Source organism: Streptomyces sp. NPDC000134, assembly GCF_042899225.1.
Lineage (GTDB): Bacteria > Actinomycetota > Actinomycetes > Streptomycetales > Streptomycetaceae > Streptomyces.
Genome location: NZ_JBIAZN010000031.1, coordinates 48,091 through 73,901, shown reverse-complemented (window position 1 = coordinate 73,901; position 25,811 = coordinate 48,091). Strand labels below are relative to the sequence as shown.

The 25,811-nt window shown below is 71.9% G+C and carries 26 protein-coding genes; 9 read left to right on the top strand and 17 right to left on the bottom strand.

Translation table 11 applies throughout. From position 1 onward, the window contains the following. Positions 1–91: 91 nt before the first annotated feature. From ACFY32_RS32305 to ACFY32_RS32280, 6 genes are all read right to left on the bottom strand, one after another. Entirely contained in the window at positions 92–1,114 is a 1,023-nt protein-coding gene (locus ACFY32_RS32305) for a glycoside hydrolase family 6 protein (protein WP_390676170.1), read from the bottom strand. Positions 1,115–1,179: 65 nt separating this feature from the next. Next, entirely contained in the window at positions 1,180–1,986 is an 807-nt protein-coding gene (locus ACFY32_RS32300) for a class F sortase (protein ID WP_359192427.1), read from the bottom strand. Then, on the bottom strand, positions 1,983–2,579 hold the full coding sequence (locus tag ACFY32_RS32295; protein WP_390676169.1) for a hypothetical protein: 597 nt from the start codon (positions 2,577–2,579) through the stop codon (positions 1,983–1,985). The genes ACFY32_RS32300 and ACFY32_RS32295 overlap by 4 nt, the downstream gene beginning before the upstream one ends. A gap of 103 nt (positions 2,580–2,682) precedes the next feature. Continuing rightward, a complete protein-coding gene (locus tag ACFY32_RS32290; protein ID WP_359192433.1) occupies positions 2,683–3,462 on the bottom strand; it encodes an HAD-IIA family hydrolase in 780 nt (259 codons plus the stop codon). Positions 3,463–3,603: 141 nt separating this feature from the next. Beyond that, positions 3,604–4,392, bottom strand: coding sequence for a hypothetical protein (locus tag ACFY32_RS32285; protein WP_390676168.1), 789 nt, complete (start codon positions 4,390–4,392; stop codon positions 3,604–3,606). A 387-nt stretch (positions 4,393–4,779) separates the two neighbouring features. Next, entirely contained in the window at positions 4,780–5,931 is a 1,152-nt protein-coding gene (locus ACFY32_RS32280) for an ROK family transcriptional regulator (protein ID WP_359192439.1), read from the bottom strand. 47 nt (positions 5,932–5,978) lie between these two features. Between ACFY32_RS32280 and ACFY32_RS32275 the strand changes: the two genes are divergently transcribed. The 3 genes from ACFY32_RS32275 to ACFY32_RS32265 all read left to right on the top strand — a co-directional run bounded on the left by ACFY32_RS32275 (position 5,979) and on the right by ACFY32_RS32265 (position 8,533). Next, positions 5,979–7,058 carry a Gfo/Idh/MocA family oxidoreductase gene (locus ACFY32_RS32275; RefSeq protein WP_390676167.1) on the top strand — a complete coding sequence of 360 codons (1,080 nt, stop codon included), beginning with the start codon at positions 5,979–5,981 and terminating at the stop codon, positions 7,056–7,058. Then, on the top strand, positions 7,055–7,558 hold the full coding sequence (locus ACFY32_RS32270) for a heme-degrading domain-containing protein (protein WP_359192446.1): 504 nt from the start codon (positions 7,055–7,057) through the stop codon (positions 7,556–7,558). Before ACFY32_RS32275 ends, ACFY32_RS32270 begins: the two co-directional genes overlap by 4 nt. A 99-nt stretch (positions 7,559–7,657) precedes the next feature. Next, complete coding sequence (locus ACFY32_RS32265) at positions 7,658–8,533, top strand: LLM class F420-dependent oxidoreductase (RefSeq protein WP_390676166.1); 876 nt, start codon at positions 7,658–7,660, stop codon at positions 8,531–8,533. A 220-nt stretch (positions 8,534–8,753) separates the two neighbouring features. Here ACFY32_RS32265 and ACFY32_RS32260 read toward each other — a convergent pair whose 3' ends face one another. From ACFY32_RS32260 to ACFY32_RS32245, 4 genes are all read right to left on the bottom strand, one after another. Beyond that, the gene (locus ACFY32_RS32260; RefSeq protein ID WP_390676165.1) at positions 8,754–9,611 is read right to left on the bottom strand and encodes a fumarylacetoacetate hydrolase family protein; all 858 of its coding nucleotides are present in this window, start codon (positions 9,609–9,611) and stop codon (positions 8,754–8,756) included. A gap of 137 nt (positions 9,612–9,748) precedes the next feature. Beyond that, positions 9,749–10,435, bottom strand: coding sequence for a membrane protein insertase YidC (gene yidC / locus ACFY32_RS32255; RefSeq protein WP_359192455.1), 687 nt, complete (start codon positions 10,433–10,435; stop codon positions 9,749–9,751). A 135-nt stretch (positions 10,436–10,570) separates the two neighbouring features. After that, positions 10,571–10,882 carry a DUF6412 domain-containing protein gene (locus tag ACFY32_RS32250; protein WP_359192458.1) on the bottom strand — a complete coding sequence of 104 codons (312 nt, stop codon included), beginning with the start codon at positions 10,880–10,882 and terminating at the stop codon, positions 10,571–10,573. 64 nt (positions 10,883–10,946) lie between these two features. Further along, positions 10,947–11,477 (bottom strand): winged helix-turn-helix transcriptional regulator, encoded by a 531-nt coding sequence (locus ACFY32_RS32245; RefSeq protein WP_390676164.1) that lies wholly within the window; start codon positions 11,475–11,477, stop codon positions 10,947–10,949. Between the two features lie 165 nt (positions 11,478–11,642). On the opposite strand from ACFY32_RS32245, the gene ACFY32_RS32240 reads away from it, so the two are divergent. Further along, complete coding sequence (locus ACFY32_RS32240; RefSeq protein ID WP_390676163.1) at positions 11,643–13,076, top strand: MFS transporter; 1,434 nt, start codon at positions 11,643–11,645, stop codon at positions 13,074–13,076. A 288-nt stretch (positions 13,077–13,364) separates the two neighbouring features. Further along, a complete protein-coding gene (locus ACFY32_RS32235; RefSeq protein WP_390676162.1) occupies positions 13,365–14,393 on the top strand; it encodes an SEC-C domain-containing protein in 1,029 nt (342 codons plus the stop codon). Positions 14,394–14,893: 500 nt separating this feature from the next. On the opposite strand, the gene ACFY32_RS32230 is transcribed toward ACFY32_RS32235, so the two are convergent. Then, positions 14,894–16,612, bottom strand: a complete 1,719-nt coding sequence (locus ACFY32_RS32230; protein WP_390676161.1) for a DUF262 domain-containing protein — start codon at positions 16,610–16,612, stop codon at positions 14,894–14,896. 158 nt (positions 16,613–16,770) lie between these two features. Between ACFY32_RS32230 and ACFY32_RS32225 the strand changes: the two genes are divergently transcribed. Further along, positions 16,771–17,433, top strand: coding sequence for an HAD family hydrolase (locus ACFY32_RS32225; RefSeq protein WP_390676160.1), 663 nt, complete (start codon positions 16,771–16,773; stop codon positions 17,431–17,433). Here the strand turns inward: ACFY32_RS32225 and ACFY32_RS32220 are convergent. Further along, a complete protein-coding gene (locus ACFY32_RS32220) occupies positions 17,414–18,691 on the bottom strand; it encodes a transcriptional regulator (protein WP_390676159.1) in 1,278 nt (425 codons plus the stop codon). The genes ACFY32_RS32225 and ACFY32_RS32220 overlap by 20 nt on opposite strands. 333 nt (positions 18,692–19,024) lie before the next feature. Between ACFY32_RS32220 and ACFY32_RS32215 the strand changes: the two genes are divergently transcribed. Both ACFY32_RS32215 and ACFY32_RS32210 read left to right on the top strand, forming a co-directional pair. Next, positions 19,025–19,414 carry a hypothetical protein gene (locus ACFY32_RS32215; protein WP_390676158.1) on the top strand — a complete coding sequence of 130 codons (390 nt, stop codon included), beginning with the start codon at positions 19,025–19,027 and terminating at the stop codon, positions 19,412–19,414. 5 nt (positions 19,415–19,419) lie between these two features. Continuing rightward, positions 19,420–20,523 carry a methyltransferase domain-containing protein gene (locus ACFY32_RS32210; RefSeq protein WP_390676157.1) on the top strand — a complete coding sequence of 368 codons (1,104 nt, stop codon included), beginning with the start codon at positions 19,420–19,422 and terminating at the stop codon, positions 20,521–20,523. Between the two features lie 277 nt (positions 20,524–20,800). Here ACFY32_RS32210 and ACFY32_RS32205 read toward each other — a convergent pair whose 3' ends face one another. The 5 genes from ACFY32_RS32205 to ACFY32_RS32185 form a co-directional block, all read right to left on the bottom strand. Beyond that, the gene (locus ACFY32_RS32205) at positions 20,801–21,274 is read right to left on the bottom strand and encodes a carboxymuconolactone decarboxylase family protein (protein ID WP_359192502.1); all 474 of its coding nucleotides are present in this window, start codon (positions 21,272–21,274) and stop codon (positions 20,801–20,803) included. A 94-nt stretch (positions 21,275–21,368) separates the two neighbouring features. Further along, a complete protein-coding gene (locus ACFY32_RS32200) occupies positions 21,369–22,253 on the bottom strand; it encodes an alpha/beta hydrolase (protein WP_359192505.1) in 885 nt (294 codons plus the stop codon). A gap of 79 nt (positions 22,254–22,332) precedes the next feature. After that, a complete protein-coding gene (locus ACFY32_RS32195; RefSeq protein ID WP_390676156.1) occupies positions 22,333–24,003 on the bottom strand; it encodes a glycosyltransferase family 2 protein in 1,671 nt (556 codons plus the stop codon). A 325-nt stretch (positions 24,004–24,328) separates the two neighbouring features. Continuing rightward, positions 24,329–24,784: a DUF2267 domain-containing protein gene (locus ACFY32_RS32190; protein WP_390676155.1), complete on the bottom strand. Its 456-nt coding sequence runs from the start codon at positions 24,782–24,784 to the stop codon at positions 24,329–24,331. Positions 24,785–24,883: 99 nt separating this feature from the next. Continuing rightward, positions 24,884–25,306, bottom strand: a complete 423-nt coding sequence (locus ACFY32_RS32185; RefSeq protein WP_359192512.1) for an Hsp20/alpha crystallin family protein — start codon at positions 25,304–25,306, stop codon at positions 24,884–24,886. 194 nt (positions 25,307–25,500) lie between these two features. Between ACFY32_RS32185 and ACFY32_RS32180 the strand changes: the two genes are divergently transcribed. Further along, on the top strand, positions 25,501–25,803 hold the full coding sequence (locus tag ACFY32_RS32180; protein WP_359192515.1) for a hypothetical protein: 303 nt from the start codon (positions 25,501–25,503) through the stop codon (positions 25,801–25,803). Positions 25,804–25,811: the final 8 nt, after the last annotated feature.

The window sequence follows — 25,811 nt, the reverse complement described above, 5'->3', positions numbered from 1 at the left end:
GGGAACGGCGCGACGACATCCACGAGGCTTTCCTCGGCCTCGCCACCTGCCTCATCACCCACCGACACGTCCAACGCCTTTGTTAGGACCTCTAAGAGGCGGGGGACGCCTGGGCCAGCTTGAGGGCGTAGTCCTGCCACCACTGGCCCGCCTTCGGGCCGCCCTTGCACTCGCCGTCCGACTCCCCCGGGCGTTTGACCCAGACGTAGGCGTCGGCCAGGGGGTCGGCCGTCCGCGTGGTGGGGGGTTCGCCCAGGGCGCGGCCCGGCGGGTTGCACCAGCGTTCGGCCGGGTCGCCCTCGGTGTAGGGGCCGTTGCCGTTGCGGCTGGTGTCGATGACGAAGGGCTTGCCGCCGACCTCGGCGGACAGCCGCTTGCCGTAGGCGAGGGAGTCCTCGGTGGAGTAGAAGTTGGCAACGTTCACCGCGAAGCCGTCCGCGCGCTCGACGCCGGCCCGCCGCAGCGGGTCCGGGAGCCGGTCGGGGTCGCCCCAGCCGGCGTTGCCCGCGTCCAGGTAGACCTTGGTGTTCTCCAGGGCGGTGAGCCGGTCGACGGCCTCCGACAGCAGGGTGTAGCGCTCCTCGTGCGCTTCCCGGGGGGTGCAGCCGTCCACGAGGTGCAGGACCGCGTCGGGTTCGAGGATGACGGTGGCGGCACGGTCGCCGATGCCCCGGGCGACGGCGTCGACGAAGGCGCGGTAGGCGTCGCCGTCGCCGGCGCCGCCCCGGGAGTACTGGCCGCAGTCGCGGTGCGGGATGTCGTAGAGGACCAGCAGCGCGGTGCGGCCGGCCGCGTCGGCGGCCTCGGTGAAGCCGCGGGCCTGCTCCTCGGGGTTCTCCGGGCTGATCCACTCGGCGGTCGGCTGCTCGGCGATCTTGCGGATCTGCTCGGCCTCCGCCGGCTTCCCGGCCTGCTCCAGGGCCGCGACCTGCCGGGCCGCGGCGCTGTCCGGGTTGACCCAGAACGGGCTGCTTCCCCCGGGCTGCCGGCCGATCCCCCCGCCGGTGCCCTTGCCCTCGTCGCCGTCCCCCGGCGACGAGCACCCCGCGATCAGCAGGACCGCCCCCAGCACCGCCGCGGACACCCGCGTCCCGGCCGCCCTGCCGCCGTACATCCAGCCCCCTCGCCGCGCCGTTCCCGGGGGGCAATCCTGGCATACGGCCGTGCCGCCGAGGCGTCTCAAGGGCCGGTGCCGGTGAGGTAGGCGGAGACGACGACGTTGGCGGTGTACCGGTCGTGGGCCCGGTCGTAGACGCCGCCGCAGGTGATCAGCCGGAGTTCGGCCCGGCCGGCGCGGTGCTGCCCGTAGGCCCGGCGGGCGTCGAAGCCGTCGCGGGTGAGGACCTGGATGTCGTCGACGGTGAACTCGGCGGTCCGGCCGTCGTCGCGGAGCACCCGGATCGTCTGGCCCGGCTTCATGGTGCTGAGCTTGTAGAAGACGGCGGGCCGGGTCTCGGTGTCGACGTGGCCGACCATCAGGGCGGTGCCCGCCGCTCCCGGCCGGGCGCCGGCCGCGTACCAGCCGACCGTGCCGGGCCGGTCGAACGGCGGGGGTCGCAGGGCGCCGCCGGCGTCGAGGCCGCGGGCCACGACGGGGGCGCGGACGCCCAGTCGGGGGATCTCCAGGAAGCCGGGGCGGGCGTCGGTGCCGAGCGGCCGGTGGGCGGGCGGGAGGGTGACGTACGGGGGTCGGCCGGCCGCCGCCATGTCGCCGGTGGCCGGCCCGGTTATGCCGTCGGGCACGTCGGTGGCGTCGCGGCCCCACAGCCACAGCCCGAGCAGCAGCACCACCCAGGCGATGCCGGTCACCAGGCGGCCGGGGCCGGAGGCGCGGTCGTGATGCCGGTGCCGGTGCCGGTCCTGATCGTGGCCTTGGCCTCGGTCTCGGTCCTGATCCCGGCCCTGGTCCTGATCCCGGCCCTGATCCCGGCCCTGGTCCTGGCCCTGAGCCCGGCCCTGGTCCTGGTCCTGGTCCTGGTCGGTCATGGTCGGTCCGCTCCGCGGCTCCGGCGGGCGCTGCGCAGCGCGACGGCCACCGCGGCGACCCCGGCGAGGACCAGGCCGGTGACCGTCTGGGCGGTGCCGGGCCCGTTGGCGCGGGCGTCGTCGTCATGGCGGGACGCGGCCAGCTTCGCCGTGCCGCCGCCGCCCGCGTCGACCGGCGCGACCGGCGAGGCGTGGACGGTGGGCCGGGCGGGCGCCTCGGCCGAGGGGCGGGCCCGGTCGCGGACGGTGAGGGTGCCCTCGCGTTCGGCGGAGCCGCAGCGGACCTCGACGGCGTGGGCGCCCGCGGTGGCCTCCGAGCGGACCCGGCCGGAGCCGACGAGCGTGCCGTCGGTGCCGGCCAGGGAGAGCGTCACGTCGGAGACGAACACGGCGGAGACGACGACGGCCGTCCGCTCGGCGCAGTCGGCCACGCGGAGCGTGACGTCGCCGCCGGGTGCGGGGGTCGCCGGGGACACCGAGACCCCGCCCCCGTCCGCCGCGTGCGCCGTGGCCGCCGTCACCGTGGCCGCCGCCGGGGCGAGCACCGCGGTGAGCGCGGCCCCGGCACAGAGCGTGGCTTTCAGTGAGCCCATCGTGCACCTCCAGTCACCTGGAGACTCCCCCGCCGGCCCCTTGGTCGCATCCGCTGCGGGCTCGGTGCTGCTCCGAACGGGGGACGGGGCCGGGCGGCGGGTTTCAGACCAGGTCGACGAGGTCCGCGATGGAGTCGACCACCGTGGACGGCCGGTAGGGGAACTCCTCGATCTGCTCGGGCCGGGTCAGGCCGGTGAGCACCAGGAAGGTCTGCATCCCGGCCTCCATGCCGGCCAGTACGTCGGTGTCCATACGGTCACCGATCATCGCGCTGGTCTCGGAGTGCGCGCCGATCGCGTTGAGGCCGGTGCGCATCATCAGCGGGTTGGGCTTGCCCGCGAAGTACGGCTGCTTGCCGGTGGCCTTGGTGATCAGCGCGGCGACCGCGCCGGTGGCCGGAAGCGGGCCCTCGGTGGAGGGGCCGGTCTCGTCGGGGTTGGTGCAGATGAAGCGGGCGCCGGCGTTGATCAGGCGGACCGCCTTGGTCATGGCCTCGAAGGAGTAGGTCCGGGTCTCGCCGAGGACGACGTAGTCCGGCTCGTGGTCGGTGAGGATGTACCCGATGTCGTGCAGGGCGGTGGTGAGCCCGGCCTCGCCGATGACGTAGGCCGATCCGCCGGGCCGCTGGTCGTCGAGGAACTTGGCGGTGGCCAGCGCGGAGGTCCAGATCGACTCGATCGGCACCTCCAGGCCCATCCGGCGCAGCCGGGCGTGCAGGTCGCGCGGGGTGTAGATCGAGTTGTTGGTCAGCACCAGGAAGGGCCGGCCGGACTCCCGGAGCCGCTTGAGGAAGGCGTCGGCGCCGGGGATGGGGACGCCCTCGTGGATGAGTACGCCGTCCATGTCGGTGAGCCACGACTCGATGGGCCTGCGGTCTGCCATGTGCTTCGTACTCCTGGCGGTGCGGTGGGCGAGAGGCTGGGGGTGCCGGAACCACGGCGTGCCGACGGCCCTCAGCCTAATCAGGGGGTCAACTGCCGGTCGTGGCCCGTCCAGGCGTCGGCGTACCCCGCTCGCCCGGGGTCAGCGGCGCCGGCGGGCCAGCGCGACGGCCGTACCGCCCGCGGCGACCAGGACGGCAGCGCAGGCGAGCAGGGTGTACGCACGGCGCTCGCCCGTACCGGCGAGTTCGTCGGCGAAGGGCAGCCCGCCCGCGGACGGGGAGGCGGCGGGGGCGGCCGGACCGGCGTCGACGCGGAAGCGGTAGTCGTCGGACTGGCCGACCCACTCGCCGTCGCCGCCCCGGCGCTGGACGACGGCGGCGTTGGCGGTGACCTCGTTGGGCACGGCGTCCGAGGTGAAGGCGAGGCGGATCTTCACGGTGAGCGTCCGGCCGGGCCCGACCGCGAACCCGGGGAACCCGGCGGCGTCGTCGGCGAGGACGCCGACCAGCTCGTCGGCGTCGGTCCGCTCCAGCCGGACGGGGTGCGGACGGGTGCCGTCGTAGAACTCCAGGCGGGGCTGGGCGGGTCCGAGCGCGCGCCGCTCGTCGACCAGGACGACGACGGGGTGGATGTCCTCGCAGGTCCGGTCGGTGGTGTTGGTGAGGTCCAGGTACCAGGTCCCGTACCCGCCCCCGGCCCGGTACGCGGCGGGGCCGCCGTGCAGTCGGGTGGTGAGGGGGAAGGTGTGGTCCTCGGCGGCGGTACAGGCGGGGAGGGGGGCGGGAGCGGCGAGGCCGGAGGCGGGGGCCGAAGGCGTGCGGGCCGCGGCGGGAGAGGCCGCGGCGGGAGAGGCCGCGGCGAGGGAGGCCGCGGCGAGGAGGGCGGCTGCCGCCGCCAGGCAGGGGGACGCGGGCGTACACAGTCGCATGAACACATGAGCGTTCCGGACCCGCGCGGCATCCGGTGACGCCACTCCGGAGGGCACTCCGGATGGCGGCGGGCATTCACCCGTGGGCGCGCGCCCGCACCCGGCGGCGGATCACCCGTGGGCGCAGGCCCGCACCCGGCGGCGGTTCACCCGTGGGCGCGGGCCCGCACCCGGCGGCGTACACCCGCACCCGGCACAGCCGTCCGCCGACACACGCACGCCCGCGTGCTCACCCGCCGTCCGGCATGATCACCCACCCTGGCACGCCCCCGTCCGGCCCTCTCACCCATCGACCCACCCCGCACGCCCCCGTCCGGCCCCCTCACCCATCGACCCGCGCTCGGCGGTGCGTGAACCGACCCGGCGCAGCCGCCGCACGCACCCCCCTCACCCGTCGGCCCGCCCGAACACCGGCCCCAGCAGGAGTTGGGCCGCGCCCTCCGCGACCGCCCGGGGGCCGCCGGGGGCGAGCCGTACCGGTACGGCCGGGTCGTGGTCGCCCTCGCGGCGGGCACGGGCGCCGAGGACGGCGGCGACGCCCTCGACGAACGCCCCGGGGTGGGCGGCGACGGTCCGGCCGCCGAGCAGGACCAGGTCGATGTCGAGCAGCGCGGCGAGGTTGGCGGTGGCCACGCCCAGCACCCGGGCCGCCCCGGCGAGGTCGCCGCGCGCCACCGCCTCCAGGCAGAGCGCCTCGACGCAGCCACGGGCGCCGCAGGTGCAGGGCGGGCCGTCGAGCTGGATCACCTGGTGCCCGAACTCGCCCGCCCCCGTCCGCGCCCCCCGGTGCACGCTCCCGCCGATCACCAGTCCCGCGCCGAGCCCGGTACCGAGGTGGAGGTAGGCGAAGGAGCCGCGCTCGCCGCCGGCCGCCAGGCCGAGCGCCGCCGCGTTGGTGTCCTTGTCGACGACGACCGGCACCCCGAGGCGCCCCGCCAGCGCGTCCCGCAGCGCGAACCCGTCCCACTCGGGGAATCCGGTGACCCGGTGCAGCACCCCGCGGGCGTGGTCCAGCGGGCCGGGCAGCGCGACCCCGACCCCGAACAGCCCGGCGCGGCGGCCGGTCCCCAGCACCTCGGCGGCCAGCGTCTCCGCCTCGCGCGCCACCTCCGCGACCACCGCGCCGGCGCCCGCGCCCAGGTCGAGCGGGGCGCGCCGCTCCCCCACCACCGCGCCGTCGAGGTCGACCAGCACCGTCCGCAGCTCGTCCCGGTCCAGGTGCGCGCCGATCGCATGCCCGGCCTCCGGCACCAGGCGCAGCAGCGTGCGCGGCTTGCCGCCGGTGGACGCCCGCTGTCCGGCCGCCGCGGCGAGGCCGTCCGCCCGCAGCTTGGCGGTGATCTTGCTGACCGCCTGCGGGGTGAGCCCCGTCCGCTCGGCCAGCTCCAGCCGGCTGATCCCCTCCGGGCCGGCCGCGCGGAGCAGGTCGAGCACGAGCGCGGAGTTGTGACTGCGCAGCGCGAGCAGGTTCACCCCGCTGCGGGCCCCGCCCGCGCCGACCCCGCCGCCTGTGTCGTTCGCCCTGTTCACGCCACCCATTCTCGCCCTTACTTGCACTTTGGCAACACCGTTGCCAAAGTGGACGTATGACTGGTACTCCCCCCGGGACTCCGCTGCGCGTCGGCCTCGTCGGCTACGGGCTCGCGGGCTCCGTCTTCCACGCCCCGCTGATCGCCGCCACCGAGGGACTCGCCCTGGACACGGTGGTCACCGCCAACCCCGACCGGCAGCGGCAGGCCCGCGACGAGTTCCCGGACGTCCGCCTGGCCGCGACCCCCGACGAGTTGTTCGGCCGGGCCGCCGACCTGGACCTGATCGTCGTCGCGTCCCCGAACAAGACGCACGTGCCGCTCGCGACCGCCGCCCTTCGGGCCGGGCTGCCGGTCGTCGTGGACAAGCCCGTCGCGGGCACCGCGGCCGAGGCCCGCGAGCTGGCGGCGCTCGCCGAGGAGCGCGGCCTGCTGCTCTCCGTCTTCCAGAACCGCCGCTGGGACAACGACTTCCTGACCCTGCGCAAGCTGCTCGCCGAGGGCGCGCTGGGCGACGTATGGCGGTTCGAGTCGCGGTTCGAGCGGTGGCGGCCGAAGCCGAAGGGCGGGTGGCGCGAATCCGGCGACCCGGCAGAGATCGGAGGTCTGCTGTACGACCTCGGCAGCCATGTCGTCGACCAGGCCCTGGTCCTGTTCGGCCCGGCCGCCCAGGTGTACGCCGAGACGGACGTCCGGCGCGAGGGCGCGGAGACCGACGACGACACGTTCGTCGCGATCACGCACACCAGCGGCGTCCGCTCCCACCTCTACGTCTCCGCGACCACGGCCCAGCTCGGCCCCCGGTTCCGGGTGCTCGGCTCGCGGGCCGGTTACGTCAAGTACGGCCTGGACCCGCAGGAGGCCGCGCTGCGCGAGGGCAAGCGGCCCGGACGGGGCTGGGGCGAGGAGGACGAGTCGCTGTGGGGCCGGGTCGGGTCCGGCGAGTCCCCGGTGACCGGCGGCGGCCGGGTCGAGCCGACCCTGCCCGGCGACTACCCGGCGTACTACGCGGCGGTGGCCGGGGCCCTGCTGGACGGCGGCCCCAACCCGGTGAGCGCCCGGGAGGCGGCGGACGCCCTGGACGTGCTGGAGGCGGCCCGCCGTTCGGCGCGCGACGGAGGGGCGGTGGCGCTGTGACCCAGGACCGTACGGCGACCCCGAAGACCGCCCCCGAGCCGACGCCGGGCGTGGCGGAGCTGGAGGCGCAGGAACGCCGGCTGGTCTTCCGCCGGTTCACCCATGACGACGCCTGGGCGCTGGGCTCGCTGCTGGTGGAGCTGGCCCGGGAGCGCCAGGCCCCGGTCGCCATCGACATCCACCGGGCCGGGCAGCAACTGTTCCACGCCGCGCTGCCGGGCTCGGCCCCCGACAACGACGCCTGGATCGCCCGCAAGCGCCGGGTGGTGGAGCGGTACGGCTCGGCGTCGTACCTGGTGGGCGCCCGGTTCCGGGCCAAGGGCAGCACCTTCGAGGAGTCCTCGCGCCTGGACCCGGACACCTACGCGGCGCACGGCGGGTCCTTCCCGGTCACCGTGGAGGGCGTCGGGGTGGTCGGCGCGGTGACGGTGTCCGGACTGCCGCAGCTCGAGGACCACAAGCTGGTCGTGGAGGCATTGGAGCGGTTCCTGGGCGAGTGACCACCCGTTCGGCCGCACCGGGAATGTCCCGCCGGTCCGCCCCCGTTGGCACGCGGTAGAGGAATGATCGTCACCGCCCCACCGGAAGGACCGACATCGATGAACGACACCACGGCCGCCTTGAAGCGATCCGTCGGACGGTACGGCGTCTGGAGCGTGGGCCTGCGCGCCGAGGACCCGGAGGGGCGCGGTGACCGCGCCGAGGCCGCCGCGGAGTTGGAGTCCCTCGGCTTCGGTGCGGTGTGGCTGGGCGGCAACAGCGCCGCCCGGCACGCCGCCCCGCTGATCGAGGCGACCTCGCGGCTCGTGGTCGGCACCAGCATCCAGAGCATCTGGGAGCACGAGGCACCGGCCGCCGCCGCGGGCTACGCCGAGCTGGAGGTGGCCCACCCCGGCCGATTCGTCCTCGGCCTCGGGGTGAGCCACGGCCCCGCGGTGAAGGGGTACAGCCGCCCGTACTCGACGATGGTCGGCTACCTCGACGAGCTGGACCGGGCGGGGATGCCGGCCCACGGGCGGGTGCTGGCGGCGCTCGGCCCGAAGATGCTGGAGCTGTCCCGGGACCGGGCGGCGGGCGCGATCCCGTACCTGGTCACGCCGGAGCACACCGCGAAGGCCCGCGAGACGCTCGGCGAGGGTCCGCTGCTGGCCCCGGAGTTCAAGGTGGTCCTCGACCCCGACCCGTCCAGCGCCCGCGCCACGGCCCGCGCCTATCTCTCCTTCTACCTCGGGCTCCCCAACTACACCCAGAACTTCCTGCGTCTGGGCTTCACCGAGGACGACATCGCGGACGGCGGCAGCGACCGGCTGATCGACGCGGTGTTCGCCTGGGGCGACGAGGACACCATCCACCGCCGCATCACCGCCTTCCACGAGGCGGGCGCCGACCACGTGGCCCTCCAGTTGGTCACCGACGCCCCGACGGACACCCTCCCGAGGGAAGGCTGGCGCCGCCTGGCCGCCCTGCTGGCCTGAGCAGAAGCGCCCCGCCAGGGGCGCGGGGAACCGCGCGACCGGCCACCACAATCCCGCCCGCTCCCGAGGCGCTCAGCCACACCTCAGGGGCGCGGGGAACCGCGCGAAGACCCACAACGCACCCGCACGCCCCAGAACGCTCAGCCACCTCTCCCAGGGGCGCGGGGAACTGCGCGAAAACCGGAACACACCCGCACAGTCCCCCGCCCCCGCGGAGCGCCTACGCGTCCTTCAGTTCCTGCCGCTGCCGCCCCAGCCCCTCGATCTCCAGCTCGACCACGTCCCCGGCCCGCAGATACGGCTTCGGCTCGGGCCGCCCCATGGCCACCCCCGCCGGCGTCCCCGTGTTGATCACGTCACCGGGCCGCAGCACCATGAAGCGGCTGAGGTAGGCCACGACCTCCCCCACCGGGAAGATCTGCTCGGCGGTCGTGCCGTCCTGCTTCAGCTCCCCGTTGACCCACAGCCTGAGCGACAGTTGCTGCGGGTCGGGCACCTCGTCGGCCGTCACCAGCCAGGGCCCCAGCGGGTTGAACGTCTCGCAGTTCTTGCCCTTGTCCCAGGTCCCGCCGCGCTCGATCTGGTACTCCCGCTCGGACACGTCGTGCGCCACGGCGTACCCGGCGACGCACGCGAGCCCCTCCTCGGCCGACTCCAGGTAGCGGGCCGTACGCCCGATCACGACCGCCAGCTCCACCTCCCAGTCGGTCTTGGCGGACCCGCGCGGCACCAGCACGGTGTCGTACGGCCCGACCACCGTGTCCGGCGTCTTGAGGAAGACGACGGGTTCGGCGGGCGGCTCGACCCCGGTCTCCCGGGCGTGGTCGTGGTAGTTCAGCCCGATGCACACGATCTTCCCGACGCGCCCCAGCGGCGGCCCCACCCGCAGCCCCGTCGCGTCCAGCGCGGGCAGTTCCCCGGAGGCGGCGGCGGCCCGGACCCGGGCGAGCGCCGCGTCGTCGGCGAGCAGCGCGCCGTCGATGTCCGGCACCACGCCCGACAGGTCACGCAGGGTCCCGTCGGCGTCGAGCAGCGCGGGCCGCTCCGCCCCGGCCGTACCGACTCGCAGCAGCTTCATGTTGGCCATCTCCCTCGATCGCGGGCGCCCGTCCGACGGCCGGCCGGGTGCGGCGGACCAGCCATCGGAGGACTGGTCGATCGTCCAAGGTCCGCGTCCGCTCCGCAATACCCCGTTCATGTACTGGACCGTAGGCATCACCGGTACAGCACGGCTCGCTCGACCGCGCTCCAGGTCGTGCTGGTGACGATGTACAGCGCGGCGGCCAGGGGGACGACGGCGACGGTGACGAGGGTGAAGAAGGACAGGAACGGCATGGCCCTGCCGACCGCGCCCGGCAGTTCGGCGGGCAGGTCGGCCATCGCCTGCCGGGCGCGGCGGTAGCCGAACGCGGCGACCACGGCGACGACCGCGAAGAGACCCGCGTACACGAGTCCGGGACCGCCCAGGAGCCCGCCGTCGCCGAGCGCGTCGGTCCAGCGTCCGCCGAGCGGAGCGGCGAACAGGTGGTGGGTGAGGAGTCCGTTGGGGCGGCCGCCGACGGAGGAGCTGGAGAAGAGGTGGTAGAGGACGAAGAACGCGGGGAGCTGGCAGAGGCCGGGCAGCGTCCCCGACAGGGGTGACACCTTCTCCTGGGTGTGCAGGTCGAGTATGGCCTGCTGGAGCCGACGCGGGTCCTGGGCGTGCTCGCGGCGCAGTTCGGCGATCCGCGGCCGCAGGGCGGCCCGTGCCCGCTGGCCGCGTGCGGCGGCCCGGGACAGCGGGTGGACGAGGAGGCGTACGAGCGCGGTGATCAGGACGATCGCCGCGGCGGCGGCACCGGCGCCGAACAGGGGCTGGAGCAGGTCGGCGAGGCCGTCGACCAGGGTGGCGAATACGGACATGGTGAGGAGCCCTCCGGGGGTCTCGTCGTGCCGGGTCGGGAAGTGCGGCAGGACGGCGGCCGGGGCGGGGGCACGGAGGAACGGCGCGTACGGGACGCTCGCACGAGCGGACCCAGTACGCGGGGTGGTGCCCTCTTACGCGGCGGTCGCCGGGAGGGCCCGGCCGGGCGCTCGGGGCCGGCGGCGGCCCGCGGCGTCGGGATCGCGCTGGGGCAGGAAGGCGGTACGCCGGTCGCGGTCGCGGATGGCCGTACGGACCCGGGCGGGCGGCACGGCGGGCACGCGACGCGCGGCGAGGACCGCGCACAGGGCGAGCGCGGAACCGGCCGCGGCGGTCGCGGCCAGCGCGACGGTGGCGGAGAGGCTGCCGGCGTCGACCAGGGCCACCTGGAGCAGGAGGACCAGCAGCAGGACGAGGGGGCGCGGGCGCGAGAGGCCGTGCGGCACGTCGATTCCCTCCTCCCCGACCGGCGTTTCCCCGAAGGCTATAGCGTCCTTGGGGCGTCGGTCATCAGGACGCGGGATCGGTGATCACCGGTTCCAGCATCCGCTTCGGGCGGAGCAGCGCGCGGCTGACCGGGTCGGCCGGGTCCGGGTCGAGTCCGGGTCCCGGCAGCATCTCGACGTCCGCGACGGGGACGACGATCCCGCAGGCGGGGCACTCGCCGTACCGTCCGAGTCCGGAGCCGCAGTCCGCGTGCCGGAAGATCCGCAGCGGCGTGGTGTCGTAGTGCTCGCGGCCCCAGACGCCGAGCGCGCACAGGGTCGGCCACAGGGCGAGGCCGCGCTCGGTGACGACGTACTCGTCGCGGGGCGGCGACTGCTGGTAGCGGCGCTTTTCGAGGATGCCCTCGGCGGTGAGCGCCTGGAGGCGGCCCGCGAGGACGGCGCGGGGGGCGCCGAGGTGGACGAGGAAGTCGTTGTAGCGCCGCACGCCGTAGAGGGCGTCGCGCACCACCAGCAGCGTCCACCGCTCGCCGACGACCTCCAGCGCGCGGGCGATCGAGCACTCCTGCTTGGCGTAGTCCTTGCCCAGAGCCATGCCGTCCACTGTAACCACTTTCCGACTCATAGGTTCAATGACAGAACCAACAGTGCTAGCGTGACCCTCCGTCGGTTCGTTCACTGAACCGGAGCATGTCCCATTCCCCGCAGTGCCCTCTCGACGTGCCGCGGCCCGACCGCGGACGGGAAGGACCACCCGGCCATGACCAGTACGGGCAACGACACGGAGGCGGCCCCCGCCCCCGCCGCCACCGCCGTACCACCGCACGACCGCGCGGCCCGCGACGCGCCCCCGCACCCCGGCCGCACCCTCGCCCTGACCAGCGCCGCCACCGCGCTGGCCCTGATGACGTACACCGCGCCGATGGTCACGCTCCCCCAGACCGCCGCCGACCTGCACACCCCGCCGTCCGCCCAGGCGTGGCTGCTCAACGGCACCCCGCTGGGCCTGGCCGCGCTGCTCCTGGTCGCGGGCAGCCTCGCCGACGACCACGGCCGCCGCCGGATCTTCGTCGCGGGCACCTTCGCGCTCGGCCTCACCACCGCGCTGGGCGCGTTCGCCGACTCGACCTGGCTGTTCACCCTGGCCCGGATCGCCCAGGGCGCGGCGAGCGCGGCCCTCCTCGCCAGCAGCCTGGGCCTGCTCGCGCACGCCTTCCCCACCCCGGCCGGGCGGCTGCGCGCGACCGGCGTGTGGGGCGCGTTCGTCAGCGGCGGCATCGCCGTCGGCCCGCTGGTCACCGGCTCCATCCCGTCCTGGCGCCTGGGGTACGGCGTCCTGGGCGCCGCCACCCTGATCGTCGCCGCGCTCGGCGTCCGCGGGCTGACCGAGTCCCGCTCCCCGCGCCGGGGACGGCCGGATCTCGCCGGGGCCGCGACCTTCGGACCGGCACTGATCGCGCTGGTCGCGGCCCTCACCCTGGGCCGGGACGGCTGGCTGCGCCCACCGGTCCTGCTGCTCCTCGCGGCGGCGATCGTCCTGACGGCCGCGTTCGCCCTCGTGGAACGCCGGTCCGCCACCCCCATGATCGACCTGGCCCTGCTGCGCCGCCCGCTCTTCCTCGCCTCCTCCGCGGGCGGCCTGTTCACCGGGCTCGCGGTGATCGGCCTGTTCAGCTTCCTGCCGACGCTGCTGCAACAGGCACTGGACATGTCCCCCATGGACACCGCCTGGCTGTTCCTGCTCTGGTCCGGCCTCTCCTTCGCGGTCGCCCTCCAGGCCCGCCGCCTCGCCGGCCGCGTCCCGCCCCGCCACCAACTCGCCCTCGGCTTCCTGCTGCACGCCGCCGGCGCCCTGTCGATGCTGGGCGCGCTGGACGCGGGCTCCTGGCACCGGCTGCTCCCCGGCCTGATCGTCGCGGGCGTCGGCAGCGGCCTGCTCAACGCCGCGCTGCCGCTGCTCGCGGTGGAGTCGGTGCCGCCGGCCCGCGCCGCGATGGGCTCGGGCGCGCAGCAGACGTTCCGCTACATCGGCTCCTGCGCCGGGGTCGCCCTCACCATCGCGATCACGACCTCGGCCGGCGCCCCGGGGCGGGGCGCGGACCTGGCGATCACGGTCTCGGCGGGCCTGTCGGCCCTGGCGGCGGTGGGCCTGGCCCTCCTGAAGGAGAGGGCACGCACCACGACCGGGGCGTGAGGACGACGCCCCGGCCGTGGCCGCCGGGGGAACCGGCCGGGGCGAACCGGCCACAGGGGGGACGGGCCGGGGGCGAACCGGCCGCCGGGGCGGTACGGGCCGGGGGCGAGCCGCCTGGAACGGAACCGGTCGGGAGCGAACAGACCGCAAGGGCGGTACGAGCCGGAGGCGAACCGCCTGGAACGGAACCGGTCGGGAGCGAACCGGCCGGAGACGAACCACTGGGGGCGAACCGGTAGGGGGACCGGCTCCTCACCTCTGTCACCCGGCGGCAGTACGGTGTCCCCCATGCGCCCCGACACGCCTGCCGAGAACGTCGACCACACCGCCGAAGCGGCACGCCTGGAGCGGACCGCCGGCCTGTACCCCGAGGACGCCGAGGCCCTGCTGCTGCGGGCCGCCGCCCACCTCGAACTGGCCGGCGACCGCCCCGCCGCGACGACCCTCTACGACCGGCTGCTCTCCGCCCCCGGCACCCTGGAGAACCCGGCCCTGGTCCGCGCCCTGAAGGCGTCGAACCTGTGGGAGTACGACCACGAGGCCGAGGCCCGCGCGATCATCGACGGCGTCCGCGCGGCGGCCCCCCGGGACCCGGCCCCGTGGGTGATCGTCGCGGAGTCCCTGGAGGCCCACGACGAGCTGGAAGCGGCCCAGGAGACGTTCACGGAGGGTGCCCGCCTCCTCCTGACGGACGTCGCCGAACCCCCGTACGCCACGCACCCCCTCCTCTTCGGCCGCCACCGCGTCCGCCGCATGCTCGGCCTCCCCCACGACGACTGGGACACCCTCGCCGACACCCTGCACTCCATGCCGGTCTCCCTGGACGAACTGCACGACCCCAAGCGCGTGTGGTCCCTCGGCTCCTCCAACCCCGCCGAACTGGAGGCCGAGATCTCCCGCCTCCGCGCCGAACTCGGCGCCTACCGCGAGGCCCTCTCCCGCCCGTTCCCGGTCGCCATGCTCCACTGGCCCGCCGCCGAGCTGACCGAACTCCTCCAGGCGTATCCCACCCTGACCGCCGAATACCCCTCCTACGAGACCCACCTCGCGGCCATAGAGTCGGCCCTGCGCGAACTGGCCGCCTCCGGCACCCGCAACCTCGGCGTCGTCCAGGGCACGGTCCCCTCCTACGAGGCCTTCGCCGCCTCGGAGTCCACCTCCCCGTCGGACGCATCCCTCCTCCCCCAGTACGCGACGACCCTGGCGGCACGAGGCCGGGCGGTGGCCTGGCCGCCGGAGCGGGGGGCGGGGTGTTGGTGCGGGTCGGGGCTGGTCTATGGGGAGTGTCATGGGGTGAAGACCGCATCAGCGCGGTAGGAGCATCGCCTCCCCACAGGCACTCGACTCGCCACCAACACCGCATCGGTGCGGGAACAGGGACCACGGCAACCCCATGGTGATCCGCCAACTCACATGACAAAGTATCTTCATGGCTTTGATCAAGACGTTTCAGTCAGTGACTTCCGATACCCAGAAACTGCACGGGCCCGTCACGTGCGGCTACCGCACTTTCACGGTCGACGGTCGACGCGTCCTCCAACTGGACACGTACGGTTCCACAGAGCGGCAGCTTGCAACTCGACGCCGAATCCGCCCGCAAGTTGCTCGAAATCATCGAGGGGGCGTTTCCCAACCTCGCGCGCTGAGGAAAAGGAGCTGGCCACCTTCGCCAGAGGTTTTGAAATGTGGCCAGCACACTAATACGACCGTCGACACCTCAGGCACCCTGCTAGCGGAAGATAGGCAGGGTGCCGAAGCTTTCTAGGTCACTCACACACCGGTGACGAAGCCAGCGTCGTAGGGTCACCCGCTACTCATCACTCCAACTTACGACCCGTTACGCGTTCGATTAGTTGCATCACGGTCGAAAGACGCTGATCCAAGAACATGGCATAGTCATCGATAGCCAGTCCACTGTTAGCACCACTTTCGATGGCATGAGATGAGAGAACTGACTGCAGCTTGTCCTCTCCGTACGCAGTCGCCATTTCACTAAGGTACTGACTCGGCGCCTTATCTCTTATGATTCGATTCGTCTCTGCATCGATTAGCGTCCTATTCAGAAGCAGTTCAGGGCTTTCCTTCGCACCAACTCGCGACAAGTACGCTTTCGGAAATATGTGATGCGAGTCTATTCGAACTTCCCTTACCCTGTACGGCGTCATGGCCTGACCTGTATGAAAGTCCTCGGCACGCATTGTCACCAGCAAACACATCAAACCGCAGTACAATGCCTTTCTGCGTACAGACGCGGATTGCAGAGTAGAGGCAGTCAACGGCAGTTCCTCGACCGCTTCAGGTGCGGGTCCATCTCCCCTAACAGCCCATTCCTTCAGACGAGAGTAATCAGCACCCGCCTGACTATTGGCCCCCTGATCGTAGTTAGTAGTGAACACACTGCACCAGAAAAATTGCTGGAGACGCGTGTAAGCGTTCGCGCGATCAAGAGGTTCCAGCTTTTGGATCTCTGCCCAGACAGCTCCCATGGGTATCAGCAGCATCCCATACGGAAGCCACTTCGGGGCGACTACACCACAGTCAGACTGCAGCATGTCAAGGACTCCGGCTACCCCCTTCACAGCGGATGACCAGTGCGCAGATATGTCAGACGCCGTCAACTTCTTCAGAACGTCAGACCGCTGAGCTGACCCGTGCGCACGCAAACAGACGGCCTGCAGGACACTGTACGGATCAACTTTGAAGTCAATCAACGCTTTGTAATTTCCGAGGGCTTCGTCCCACAAGTCGCGCAAGTTGACCCCCTGCGGAAAATAACGAGCCGTGAGGAGTTCGAATGGCCCAAGCGGCTTACCGGTACGATTCAGCGTCTCAAATATGGTACAAACCGCCTCTATCGGCGTAGCTTCCGGAAGAGTGAGAACCGGGACTCCATAAGAGCGAAGCGGCACCACATATTTGTCCCGCATTCTCCGATACAAGGACTTCAAACGCTTCGGGCCGTAAGTGCAATCACCGCTGGTTACCTCATCCACGTACTCGTCAAGCCAGTCATCGAACTTACCCACCTCAGATACCGGGAAATGTGAAGCTTCTAGCAGTTCATCATTCTTCTTGGCTTGCCCCTTGCCGGCCGCGACAGGCACAGAAGTCACAGCTTTGTCAAAATCCACCTCGTGGAAATCTTTGACGTAATCTGTTGCCACGTCAACGAATTCATCTATCTTCAGATAGAAACGCTCGTCTCCCACGCCGGTCAACGCTTGATACAGTGCTGTAAGTCGTTGCTGACCGTCTAGGACAAGTTCCGAAGGCTTCTTATCTCCCAAGTCAGGAGCGCCTTCGAAACTACGACTCGCGAACGTTTCACCGCCCCCTTGCTTCCAAAGCAGGAGGGTGCCCACCGGAAATTCAGAAATGATCGACTGGATCAATTCCTCAGTTCGAGTCGCGTCCCATACGAAGTCGCGCTGGAAGTTCGGGAGCGCTATCTCTCGCCCATGGATACGCGTGACTAGGTTCGAGAGCTGTCGCGGAACCGTCTCGAAGATGGGATCTGACTCATAGGCGCTTGTCATTAGACCGTCCGTCCAAGCTGCGATCAGGATGCGAGTAGCGAGACTCAGAAGCATCGATCTTACGGCCTGTATGACTATACGTCAGCAACTGCTAGCGGGTGAGTCAGCGACGAGCAACCTGGTGTCCAGGTTGGGTAGCGCCTCGGTAGCCTGCCGTCATGATTCGCGCAGTGGTCTTCGATGTCGGGGAATGTCTCGTGGACGAGACGCGGGAGTACGGGACGTGGGCGGACTGGCTGGGTGTGCCTCGGCATACGTTTCATGCCATGTTCGGTGCCGTGATCGCTCAGGGGCGCGACTACCGCGAGACGTTCCAGGAGTTTCGGCCCGGGTTCGACCTGTACGACGAGCGTGAGAAGCGGGCCGCTGCCGGGCGACCTGAGACGTTCGGGGAAGAGGACCTGTACCCGGACGTCCGCCCCGCGCTCCAGCGCCTGCGCGGGGACGGCCTGTGGCTCGGTATCGCCGGGAATCAGACTGTCCGGGCCGGTCGGATACTGCGGGAGCTGTTCTCCGACGACGTCGATCTGATCGGCACGTCGGACGACTGGGGTGCCGCCAAGCCTGACCCCGAGTTCTTCAAGCGGGTGGCCGACGTCGTGCCGTTCGAGGTCGACGAGATCCTGTACGTCGGCGATCGATGCGACAACGACATCAAGCCGGCGGGGGAAGCGGGAATGCACACCGCACTGGTGCGTCGGGGGCCTTGGGCGACCATTCAGTGGGGCAGTGCGGCAGCGAGGGAGATGCCGACCTTCCATGTCGAAGGGCTTCTGGAACTGGCTGAGTGCGTGCGGCAGTTCAACGGCTCAGCGCACTGAGCGTGGTCGACCAGTCGTACAGGCGGTCGTCCAGGTCGCGGACGCACCGCTCGTGTTGGTGCGGGGTGAGCGCGCGGCGTACTTCTCGTACTCGATCCATCCCTGTCGCGTACCAAGTGACGGCCAACTGGTCGAGGGCTCGGCCCGCGTAGTCGCACGCCGCGGCCGGGTTGCCGGAGGCGGCTTCCACAGCCGCCAGGTCGCCGTGAACGACTGTGCGCTGCTTCTCCTCGCCGGGTGCCAAGGCGTCCAGGGCTTCGAGCAGTGACTCACGTGCTTGCGGGAGATGTCCGGCGAGCAGTTGGGTGTTGCCCCTGAAAGCCGCGAGCCGAGCCGGGGAGAACCAGTCCATCCAGGGCGGTGATGCGTACTCGTTGCCGTCCCGGAGGATGTCCTCGGCGTGACGGATGAGGTTCAAGGCTGTGCGCGTATCACCGCACCGGGTTTCGCATTCCGCCTCCACCGCGTCCAACCAGGCGAGGAACTCGGCCGATGCCTCGGCGCGGCGAGCGTAGGTGCGGGCGGCGATGACGCGTTCCTGGGCTCCATCGCGGTCTCCTGCCCAGCCCGGAACGAAAGCCATGTGGGCGAGGGTCGCTGCGCCCAGTAGCGCGTCATCGGCCTCACCGGCGGCTTGCAGGGCCAGGAGAAAAGTGTCGTGCGCGGCGGTCGGTTCGCTCAGGTCGAAGAACTCGATCCTGCCCGCGAGGAGATACGTCTCCGCCAGAGCCGTGGCGACGACTCGACGGGTGGTCTCCGCAGTCTCCGGGAGCATGGCGCGGCCCAGCGCCGCGTGTGCCATGACGGCAGGATGCAGTTGGGTCGGCGCGACCGACCAGTAGAGGCGCCGATGGGCCCGGGTGACGGTCTCGTAGTCCGTGCCCGCTGAGGCCGGTTGCACGGTGGCGGCGGTCCTTCGGGGTGGCACTGCCGCCACGCTCAAGGCCGCCGTCCCTCCGGTAAGCGGGCGGCGGACGACGTCGTGAGTTCGGCCGTCGACTTCGCCCCAAGGGGGTGTGAAGCCCAGGGCCTCCATGTCCTGCCCCAGCAGGTGTACGAGCACTCGCTGGCAGTCCGGTTGCGGCCAGGGCGGGGTGTCCGACTCCCACCGGCGCACCTGGCGTACCCCGATGGACAGGCCGCGCATCCCCATGCGCTTGGCGTGGTCGGTGAGGGCGTCGGCCAAATCCTGTTGAGAGTTGTAACCGGCGGCCACACGGGCGGCTTTGAGTCGCACGTTGCCTACGGGCCTGGGCATGAGAGACCTCCTGCTGTCGACGGTTTCGACCTTCTCACGGTGGGTCCTGTCCGCGGCAGCGTTTGACCCTCCAAGTGCCGATAACGGCCGCTTCACGTCCTCTAGATGGCCTCTAAGAGTCCTCGTAGAGGAGGCAGCGCATCGTGAAATCTGGGCCCTGCACGTATCCGTCAAAGCGACGAGAGGCAGGCCGTGTACGCACAAGAAGGTCTGGACAGAGCCATCGCGGAGTGGCTCGCGCGCACTCACCCGACGCCGGAAGCGGCGTGGCGGGAGTGGGACAGCAACGGAGTCGCACTGCTGCCGCTCGGTGGGCGGTTCGCGGCGGTGCGCATGCCTGCTGGCATCGTGCACGCGGCCGTCGAGACGGAGGACAGGGACCACGTGGCCGTGGCGCTCGGTACGTCGCTCGGTGGGTCGATCATTTACGACCGGCGAGTGGGCGGGGGGACGTACTACGCCCTCATCCAAGCCCATGCTGGCCTGGACTGGGCGTACGAGCCCACTACCGTGTGCCTCGGCCACGGTACGTATCTGGGTGTGCCGCGTCTCGACCGACAGCAGCCGCCCGGCACGTATTGGGTCGTGCCACCGCGCTACGAGGGCGATCTGTGCGCTCCCCATCTGATCGTCTCCCTGCTGGATCGAGGGCGGTCGATGCTGGACGAGCACCACGAACACATCGACGGCATGTGTCCTGTGCCGCTGGTGGAAGAGGGATAAGGCCGATGGCAACGCGTACCGGTGCGGAGACCGGAGCGACGGTGACCGCGCTCGACGGCGAGGGGGTGGCGGGAGATCCGGGCTGGCGTACGGCGGTGAAGACGGTGCCACGACACCGGTTCGTCCCCCGGGGTCGCCGGGGAGGGCCGCCTGTGTCCTCGTCCACGCTGCCCTCGTCTGCCGTACGGATGTGGTCCGACGCCGAAGTGGTCGAAGGCCACACGATTTTGCAGGTCGGCACGGGGTCCGGCTACGCGACGGCATTGGCGTGCGAGCGACTGGGTTCCTCGCACGTCACGAGTGTCGACATCGACCCGCGTCGTCTGGATGTGGCGGCGAACGCGCTCTACGACTGCGGCTACACGCCGACCCTGGCCGTGGCGGACGGAAGGTACGGATACTGGCCGGAAGCGTGGTTCGACCGCATCGTGACCGCCTGCTCCTTCCGGTCCGTACCTCAGACGCTGCTCGCCCAGACGCGCCCGGGTGGGAAGGTGCTGCTCCAGCTCTCGGGCTGGTTGGGTGGGCACGCTCGGGTCCTGCTCACCGTGTCCGAGGACGGCGCGGCCGAGGGTTCACTGTTGCCGAGTACGGTCTCCTTCACCTCGGCTCGGACTCTCACGCCGCCTGTGTTCGGTCATCCCGCCGACTGGACCGCTGGTCTCACAGCACAGGCCCGTTCGACCCAGCACAGCCCGAAGCGCATCACCGCCTCGACCGCCGAGGCGTCAGTGCTGCGCTTCCTGGTCCAGTGCTCGTTGCCATCCGCTCAACTGCTCATGAACGGTGGCGCGGTACACCTCATCGACGTCGTGTCCGGGTCGGCGGCCAGCCTTGTTCCGGAGGGTGACTCCTGGCGAGTACGCGAGGGCGGCCCCATGAACCTGTGGGAGCGGATCGAGCAATTGGTCAGCGCCTTCGACGCGGCGGGGCGGCCTGGAGCGGAACATTTCGTGCTGTGCGTGGACCAGGGGAAACAACATGTGCGTTGGGCGCACGCGCCCGTGGCGCCCGTACCGCTGCCCCGGGCCGACCCGGACTTCGACCTCGCTCTCCTGAAGGGCGTTGACTTGACCGTACGACCGAAGCGGGAGGCTCGTGGCCGGTGAGCGAGGGCGTGGGTGGGATGAGCGTTTCGGTTCGATCTTCCCGCGGCCTCATGGCCTCTGCCATGCGCAGCAGGACCGTCACTGTCAGGGCGAGGCGACGGTGAGAAGCGCTCGGCGAAGATGATCCAGCGCCGTAACGCTCTTGATGTTTCCGCGGCCCCAGGCGCCCATGTGGTCCCCTCCCCGGCCGGGTGTCGCCGTGTCGGGGCCTATGGAAGCAGGGTGTACTGACCCTGGGGCGCCGCCGCTGGCGGGGCAGGGCGGCGCCCGGGGTGGGTCAGCCGAACATGCCCGGCTCGTAGCTGCCCGCCGGCTGGCGGGCGAGGACGTTGACGCGGTTGTAGGCGTTGATGAGGGCGATGAGGGAGAGGAGGGCGGCGAGCTGGTCCTCGTCGTAGTGCTTGGCGGCGTTGGACCAGGCCTCGTCGGTGACGCCGGGGGCGGCGTCGGCTATGCGGGTGCCCTGTTCGGTGAGTTCGAGGGCGGCGCGCTCGGCGTCGGTGAAGACGGTGGCCTCGCGCCAGGCGGCGATGAGGTTGAGGCGTACCGGGGTCTCGCCGGCGTGGGCGGCGTCCTTGGTGTGCATGTCGGTGCAGAAGCCGCAGCCGTTGATCTGGCTGGCGCGGATCTTCACCAGTTCCTGGGTGGCCTGGGGCAGGGACGAGTCCGTGAGGACCTTGCCCGCCGCCTGGAAGTGGCCGAACAGCTTCCTGGTGACCGGGTTGGCGAAGAGGTCGATGCGGGCTTCCATGGTGTCTCCTCCGGGGGTCGTGCGCGTACGTCGTGAGGTGCTTACGCAGCTATGACGGAGGGGCGGGCGGGAGTGTGACAGGTCCGGGAAAGATTCAGGGGCGCGGCCTTCTGGTGAGGAGGTGCTGGAGGGCCTTTGTGGTGGTCTGGGGCTGTTCGTCCAGGAGCCAGTGGCCCGCGTCGCTGAGCATGGTCAGTTCCGCCTGGGGGATGTTCGCGGCCAGGTCGGTGGCGATGCCGGGGGCGAGGTAGGGGTCCTTGCGGCCCCAGATGACGGCCGTGGGACAGGTGATCTCCGCGAGGCGGGCGCGCAGTTCGGGGCGGGGGGAGGTGCGGTAGTCGGCGAAGAAGCGCAGGAGCCAGCGGCTGCCGTCGGGGCCGGCCATCCAGTCGACGTAGGTGTCGAGGGTCTCCGGGTCGAGGTGGCCGGCGTGGCAGAGGGGCGTGAGGGAGCGGCGGTGCAGGGTGGCGAAGGGGAGGTGGCGGACCAGGGAGCGCACGCCGGGGGTGCGGCCGGCGAGGGTGAGGAAGGAGAAGACCTCGTACCAGGGGTGGGAGAAGGACGCCTGGGCGCGGCTGTTGAGGACGGCCAGGCGGCGTACGCGGTCGGGGTGGGCCTGGGTGAAGCCGAGGGCGAGGAAGCCGCCGTAGTCGTGGCCGAAGAGGTTGGCGGACCGGATGCCGAGGGCGTCCAGGAACAGGCCGACGCGGGCGACCTCGGTGTCGTAGTCGAAGGAGAGGTGCGGGGGGCGGTCGGACGCGCCCCAGCCGAGCAGGTCGGGGGCAATGACGCGGTGGGTGCGGGCCAGCGGCGGGATCTGGTGGCGCCAGCAGCGGTGGTTGGCCGGGTAGCCGTGCAGGAGAAGGATCGGTTCGGCGTCGGGGGGGCCCGACTCCCAGTACGCCACGCGGGCGCCGCCGTCCACCGTGGCCGTGCGGGGCGCGGTGGTGGGCGGCTTGCCGGGGTTCTGGCTGGTCATCGGAGTCTCCTCGTCGTACGTGGGCCCGCGGGGCCGGGCCTGCCCGGAGCAACGACGGACAGGCGTCACACGCACGCGTTCACCTACTCGAACGGGTGAATCGGCGGGCAAAGGGGGCCATGCGGGAGCGAACGGGTGGGGGCAGCCGTTTGACGAATGTGCGGGCCCGACGGCGGAGATGGGGGGACGTGGCGGTGTGCAGGAGTACGTGGTCCAGGGGTGAGGTGTGGTCCGGCGGGCCCACGGTGAGGGTCAGTTGGCCGTGGGGGGCGGTCCAGGTGGGGAGGAGCAGGCGGGGCGGGGTGGCGACGCGGGTGGCGGGGAGGAAGGGGCGGTCGGTGGCCGGGCGGGTGATCCGGGCGCGGCGGCCGATGCCGAGGAGCTGGGCGGAGGCCCAGACGAGATGGGCGCCCGGGGGGAGGGCCGTGCCGTCGGCGAGGGTGGCGGGGTCGATGACCGTCGTGCCGGAGACGACGACCTGGTGGCGGCCTGCGCCGAGGGGGCGGGTGCGGGGGGTGAGGTCGGCTTCGGGGAACCACCACTGGTCGCGGTCGGTGTCCTGGACGAGGAGTTCGCCGTACGCGTAGGCGAGGGGGTGCGGGACCTCCCAGTTCTCGGCGCCCTTGATGCCGTCGAGGAGGTCGGGGTCGAGGAGGAGGCGGCCGTAGCGTTCGTGGAGGGTGAGGGGTTCTCCGTCGGGGCGGAGCAGTGAGGTGGTGGTGGTCAGCAGCAGGCGGCCGTTTCGGCGGCGGACGTCGTCCAGGGTGACGTGGGGGGTGATCCGGCGGGTGCGGCGGGCCAGTTCGACCAGGGAGTCGAGGCGGCCCTCCTCCAGGAGCGTGGCGCGCAGTCTGGTGAGCGCCGGGAAGCCGTCGCGGACGCCCGGCGGGTAGGCGTCGAGGGCGAGGTCGCGGACGGTCGTGAAGTAGCGCTCCAGGGCGGGGCCGGTGCGTTGCAGGACGCGGGGTTCGGTGACCGGGCGCAGGAGTTCGACGCGGTAGGAGCGGCGCAGGAGGTGGTTCTGGAGGGGGCCGGGTTCGGTGCCGTTCTTGATCTCCTCGACGACCGTGCGCAAGTGGCCGTAGTACGTCTCGGGGGAGGTGGCGCGGGAGCTGGTGTTGCCGCCGTCCGCCCGGCGGTTCCAGAGGTAGCAGGGGCGGCCGGCGAGGATGGAGACGGTCTCGGCGCGCACGTAGGCGCGGGCCATGAAGATCTGGTCCTCCAGGCGGACGCGGCCCTCGGGGAAGGTGATGCCGTGCGTGAGGAGGAAGTCCCGGCGGAACATCTTGTGCGGGGTCAGGCTCTCGAAGAGGGGCGCGTCGGCCGCGGTGCAGCGGTCCACGGTGCGTTTGAAGACGTTGCTGGGGTCCGCCATCGTGCCGGCGACCTTGCCCAGGACGATGTCGGAGCGGTTGCGGACGGCGAAGCGGTGGAGGCGTTCCAGGGCGTCGGGGGCCAGTTCGTCGTCCTGGTCGACGAACTGGACGTACTCGCCGCGGGCCGCGCGGACGCCGACGTTGCGGGGGCGGCCGGGCCAGCCGGAGTTCTCCTGGTGGACGACGCGGACCCGGCCGGGGTGGCGGGCGGCGAGGGCGTCGAGGCGGGCGCCGGAGCCGTCGGTGGAGCCGTCGTCCACGTAGACGATCTCGTACGCGTCGCGGCCGATGGTCTGGCCGAGGAGGGAGGGGGCGCAGCGTTCCAGGTAGGGGCCCGCGTTGTAGACCGGCACCACGATGCTGACCTTGATCACTGACCGCTCCCTCTTGTCCGCCGCCCCGTGTCCTGTGCACCGCCCCCGTGTCCGCCGGCCCGTGTCCGGTGCCGTCCGGTGTCGTCCGGTGTCGTCCGGTGTCGTCCGGTCTTCCAGCATCGCGGCGGGGCGGTGGCCACCGCCAGACCGTCGTCGGCCGTCCGACGGTCGGCTGTGGCCGGTCACCGTGGGGTACTGCGGGTTTCGCCGTGGGGGCGGGAAGGCGCCGCCGGGGGGTACGGCGGGTTACGCGGGGCGGTGCGCCGGGCTGAGTGCGCGGGGCCGAGTGCGCCGGGCTCAGCGTGCCGGGGGCAGTGCGCCGGGCTCAGCGTGCCGGGCTCAGGTCGGCGCGGCCGAACAGCAGGGCGTAGCCCGGCGGGAGTTGGGCGAGGACGCGGGTCACCAGGTCGTCGCCGACCAGGCCGGGCAGGACGCTGAGGACGGAGCTGACGTCCCAGCGGGCGGTCGCCGGGGTCGCGCCCGGGATGCGGGCCGCGACCGAGTCGACGAACTCGGCGGCGGTCAGCGGGCGGGTGGCCGGGATCTGCGAGGCGACCACGGTGGCCGCCTCCTCGGGCAGCGCCTGGGCGAGGTCGACGCGTTCGTCGCCGACGACGTGGCCGCCGAGGGCGGAGAGGACGATGCGGGTGACACGTTCCGCCTCCGCCCGGGTGGGGTAGCGGCCGGCTTCCCGCACCTCCTCGATCAGGTCGGCCCAGGCCCGTCCGGGCCGGTCCACGAGCGGTGCCGTCGTCGTGCTCGGCATCGTCGTCACGGTCATCTGCGGTGTCCTCCTCCGGTTCCGGTGGGGCGGGGTCGAGAAGCGTCCCGCAGGCGCCGGGCGGGCCGGGCCTGCGGGACGCTTCCGCGAACGGGGCGGTCAGCTCCTGATCTGCTTGCGCTCGCTGCCGCCGGTGATCTGGATACGGCGTGGCTTGGCCTGCTCGGCGACCGGGATGCGCAGTGTCAGCACGCCGGCGTCGTACGAGGCGTCGATGCGTTCGGTGTCGAGCGTCTCGCCGAGGAAGAGCTGGCGGGTGAAGGTGCCGGTGGGCCGCTCGGCGACGACCGGCTCCGCGCCCTCGGGGGCGGGAGAGGTGCGCTCGGCGCGGACGTTCAGGACGTTGCGCTCGACGTCCAGGTCGATGGACTCGGGGTCGATGCCGGGGAGGTCGAAATGGACGACGAAGTCGTCTCCGGCGCGGTAGGCGTCCATCGGCATGGCGGACGGACGCGAGGTGGTCCCGAGAACCTGCTGGGCGAGCCGGTCGAATTCACGGAAGGGGTCCGTGCGCATGAGCATCACAGGTCACTCCTTTCCTTCGGCGCTGGGTGCGATGCCCGTGGTGTCTCTTCTTATATAGCCCCGGAGAGGAAACTTGACAAGCCTCGACTCAGGTGCCGGTGGAAGAGCTGGTGGGGGCGGGGTCCGACCACGGTGGGAACGGGGTCTAGCCTCGGTGGTGGCAGTGCAGCGCATCCGTGGAGGAGGCAGTGATGGCGAAGGTTCCCAGCGCGGTGGTCGCGGCCGGCGGGCTCGTCGGCGGGTACGGGGTGGCCCGCTGGACGCGCAAGCGGCAGCTCGGCGGGGCGGTGCTCGCCGTCGCGGGGGCCGCGGCGGCGCAGCAGTGGCGGCGGCAGGCGGGCGGGAAGGCGGCGGGGGCGTTGAGCGCCGCGTACGTGGCGGCGTTCGCCGGGTCGCATCCGCTGGCCAAGAAGGTGGGCGCCTGGCCCGCCGTCCTCGGCGTCGCGGGCGCCGTCGCCCTGGCGTCCTGGGCGGTCGCGGACCGGCGGGGCTGACGGGACCA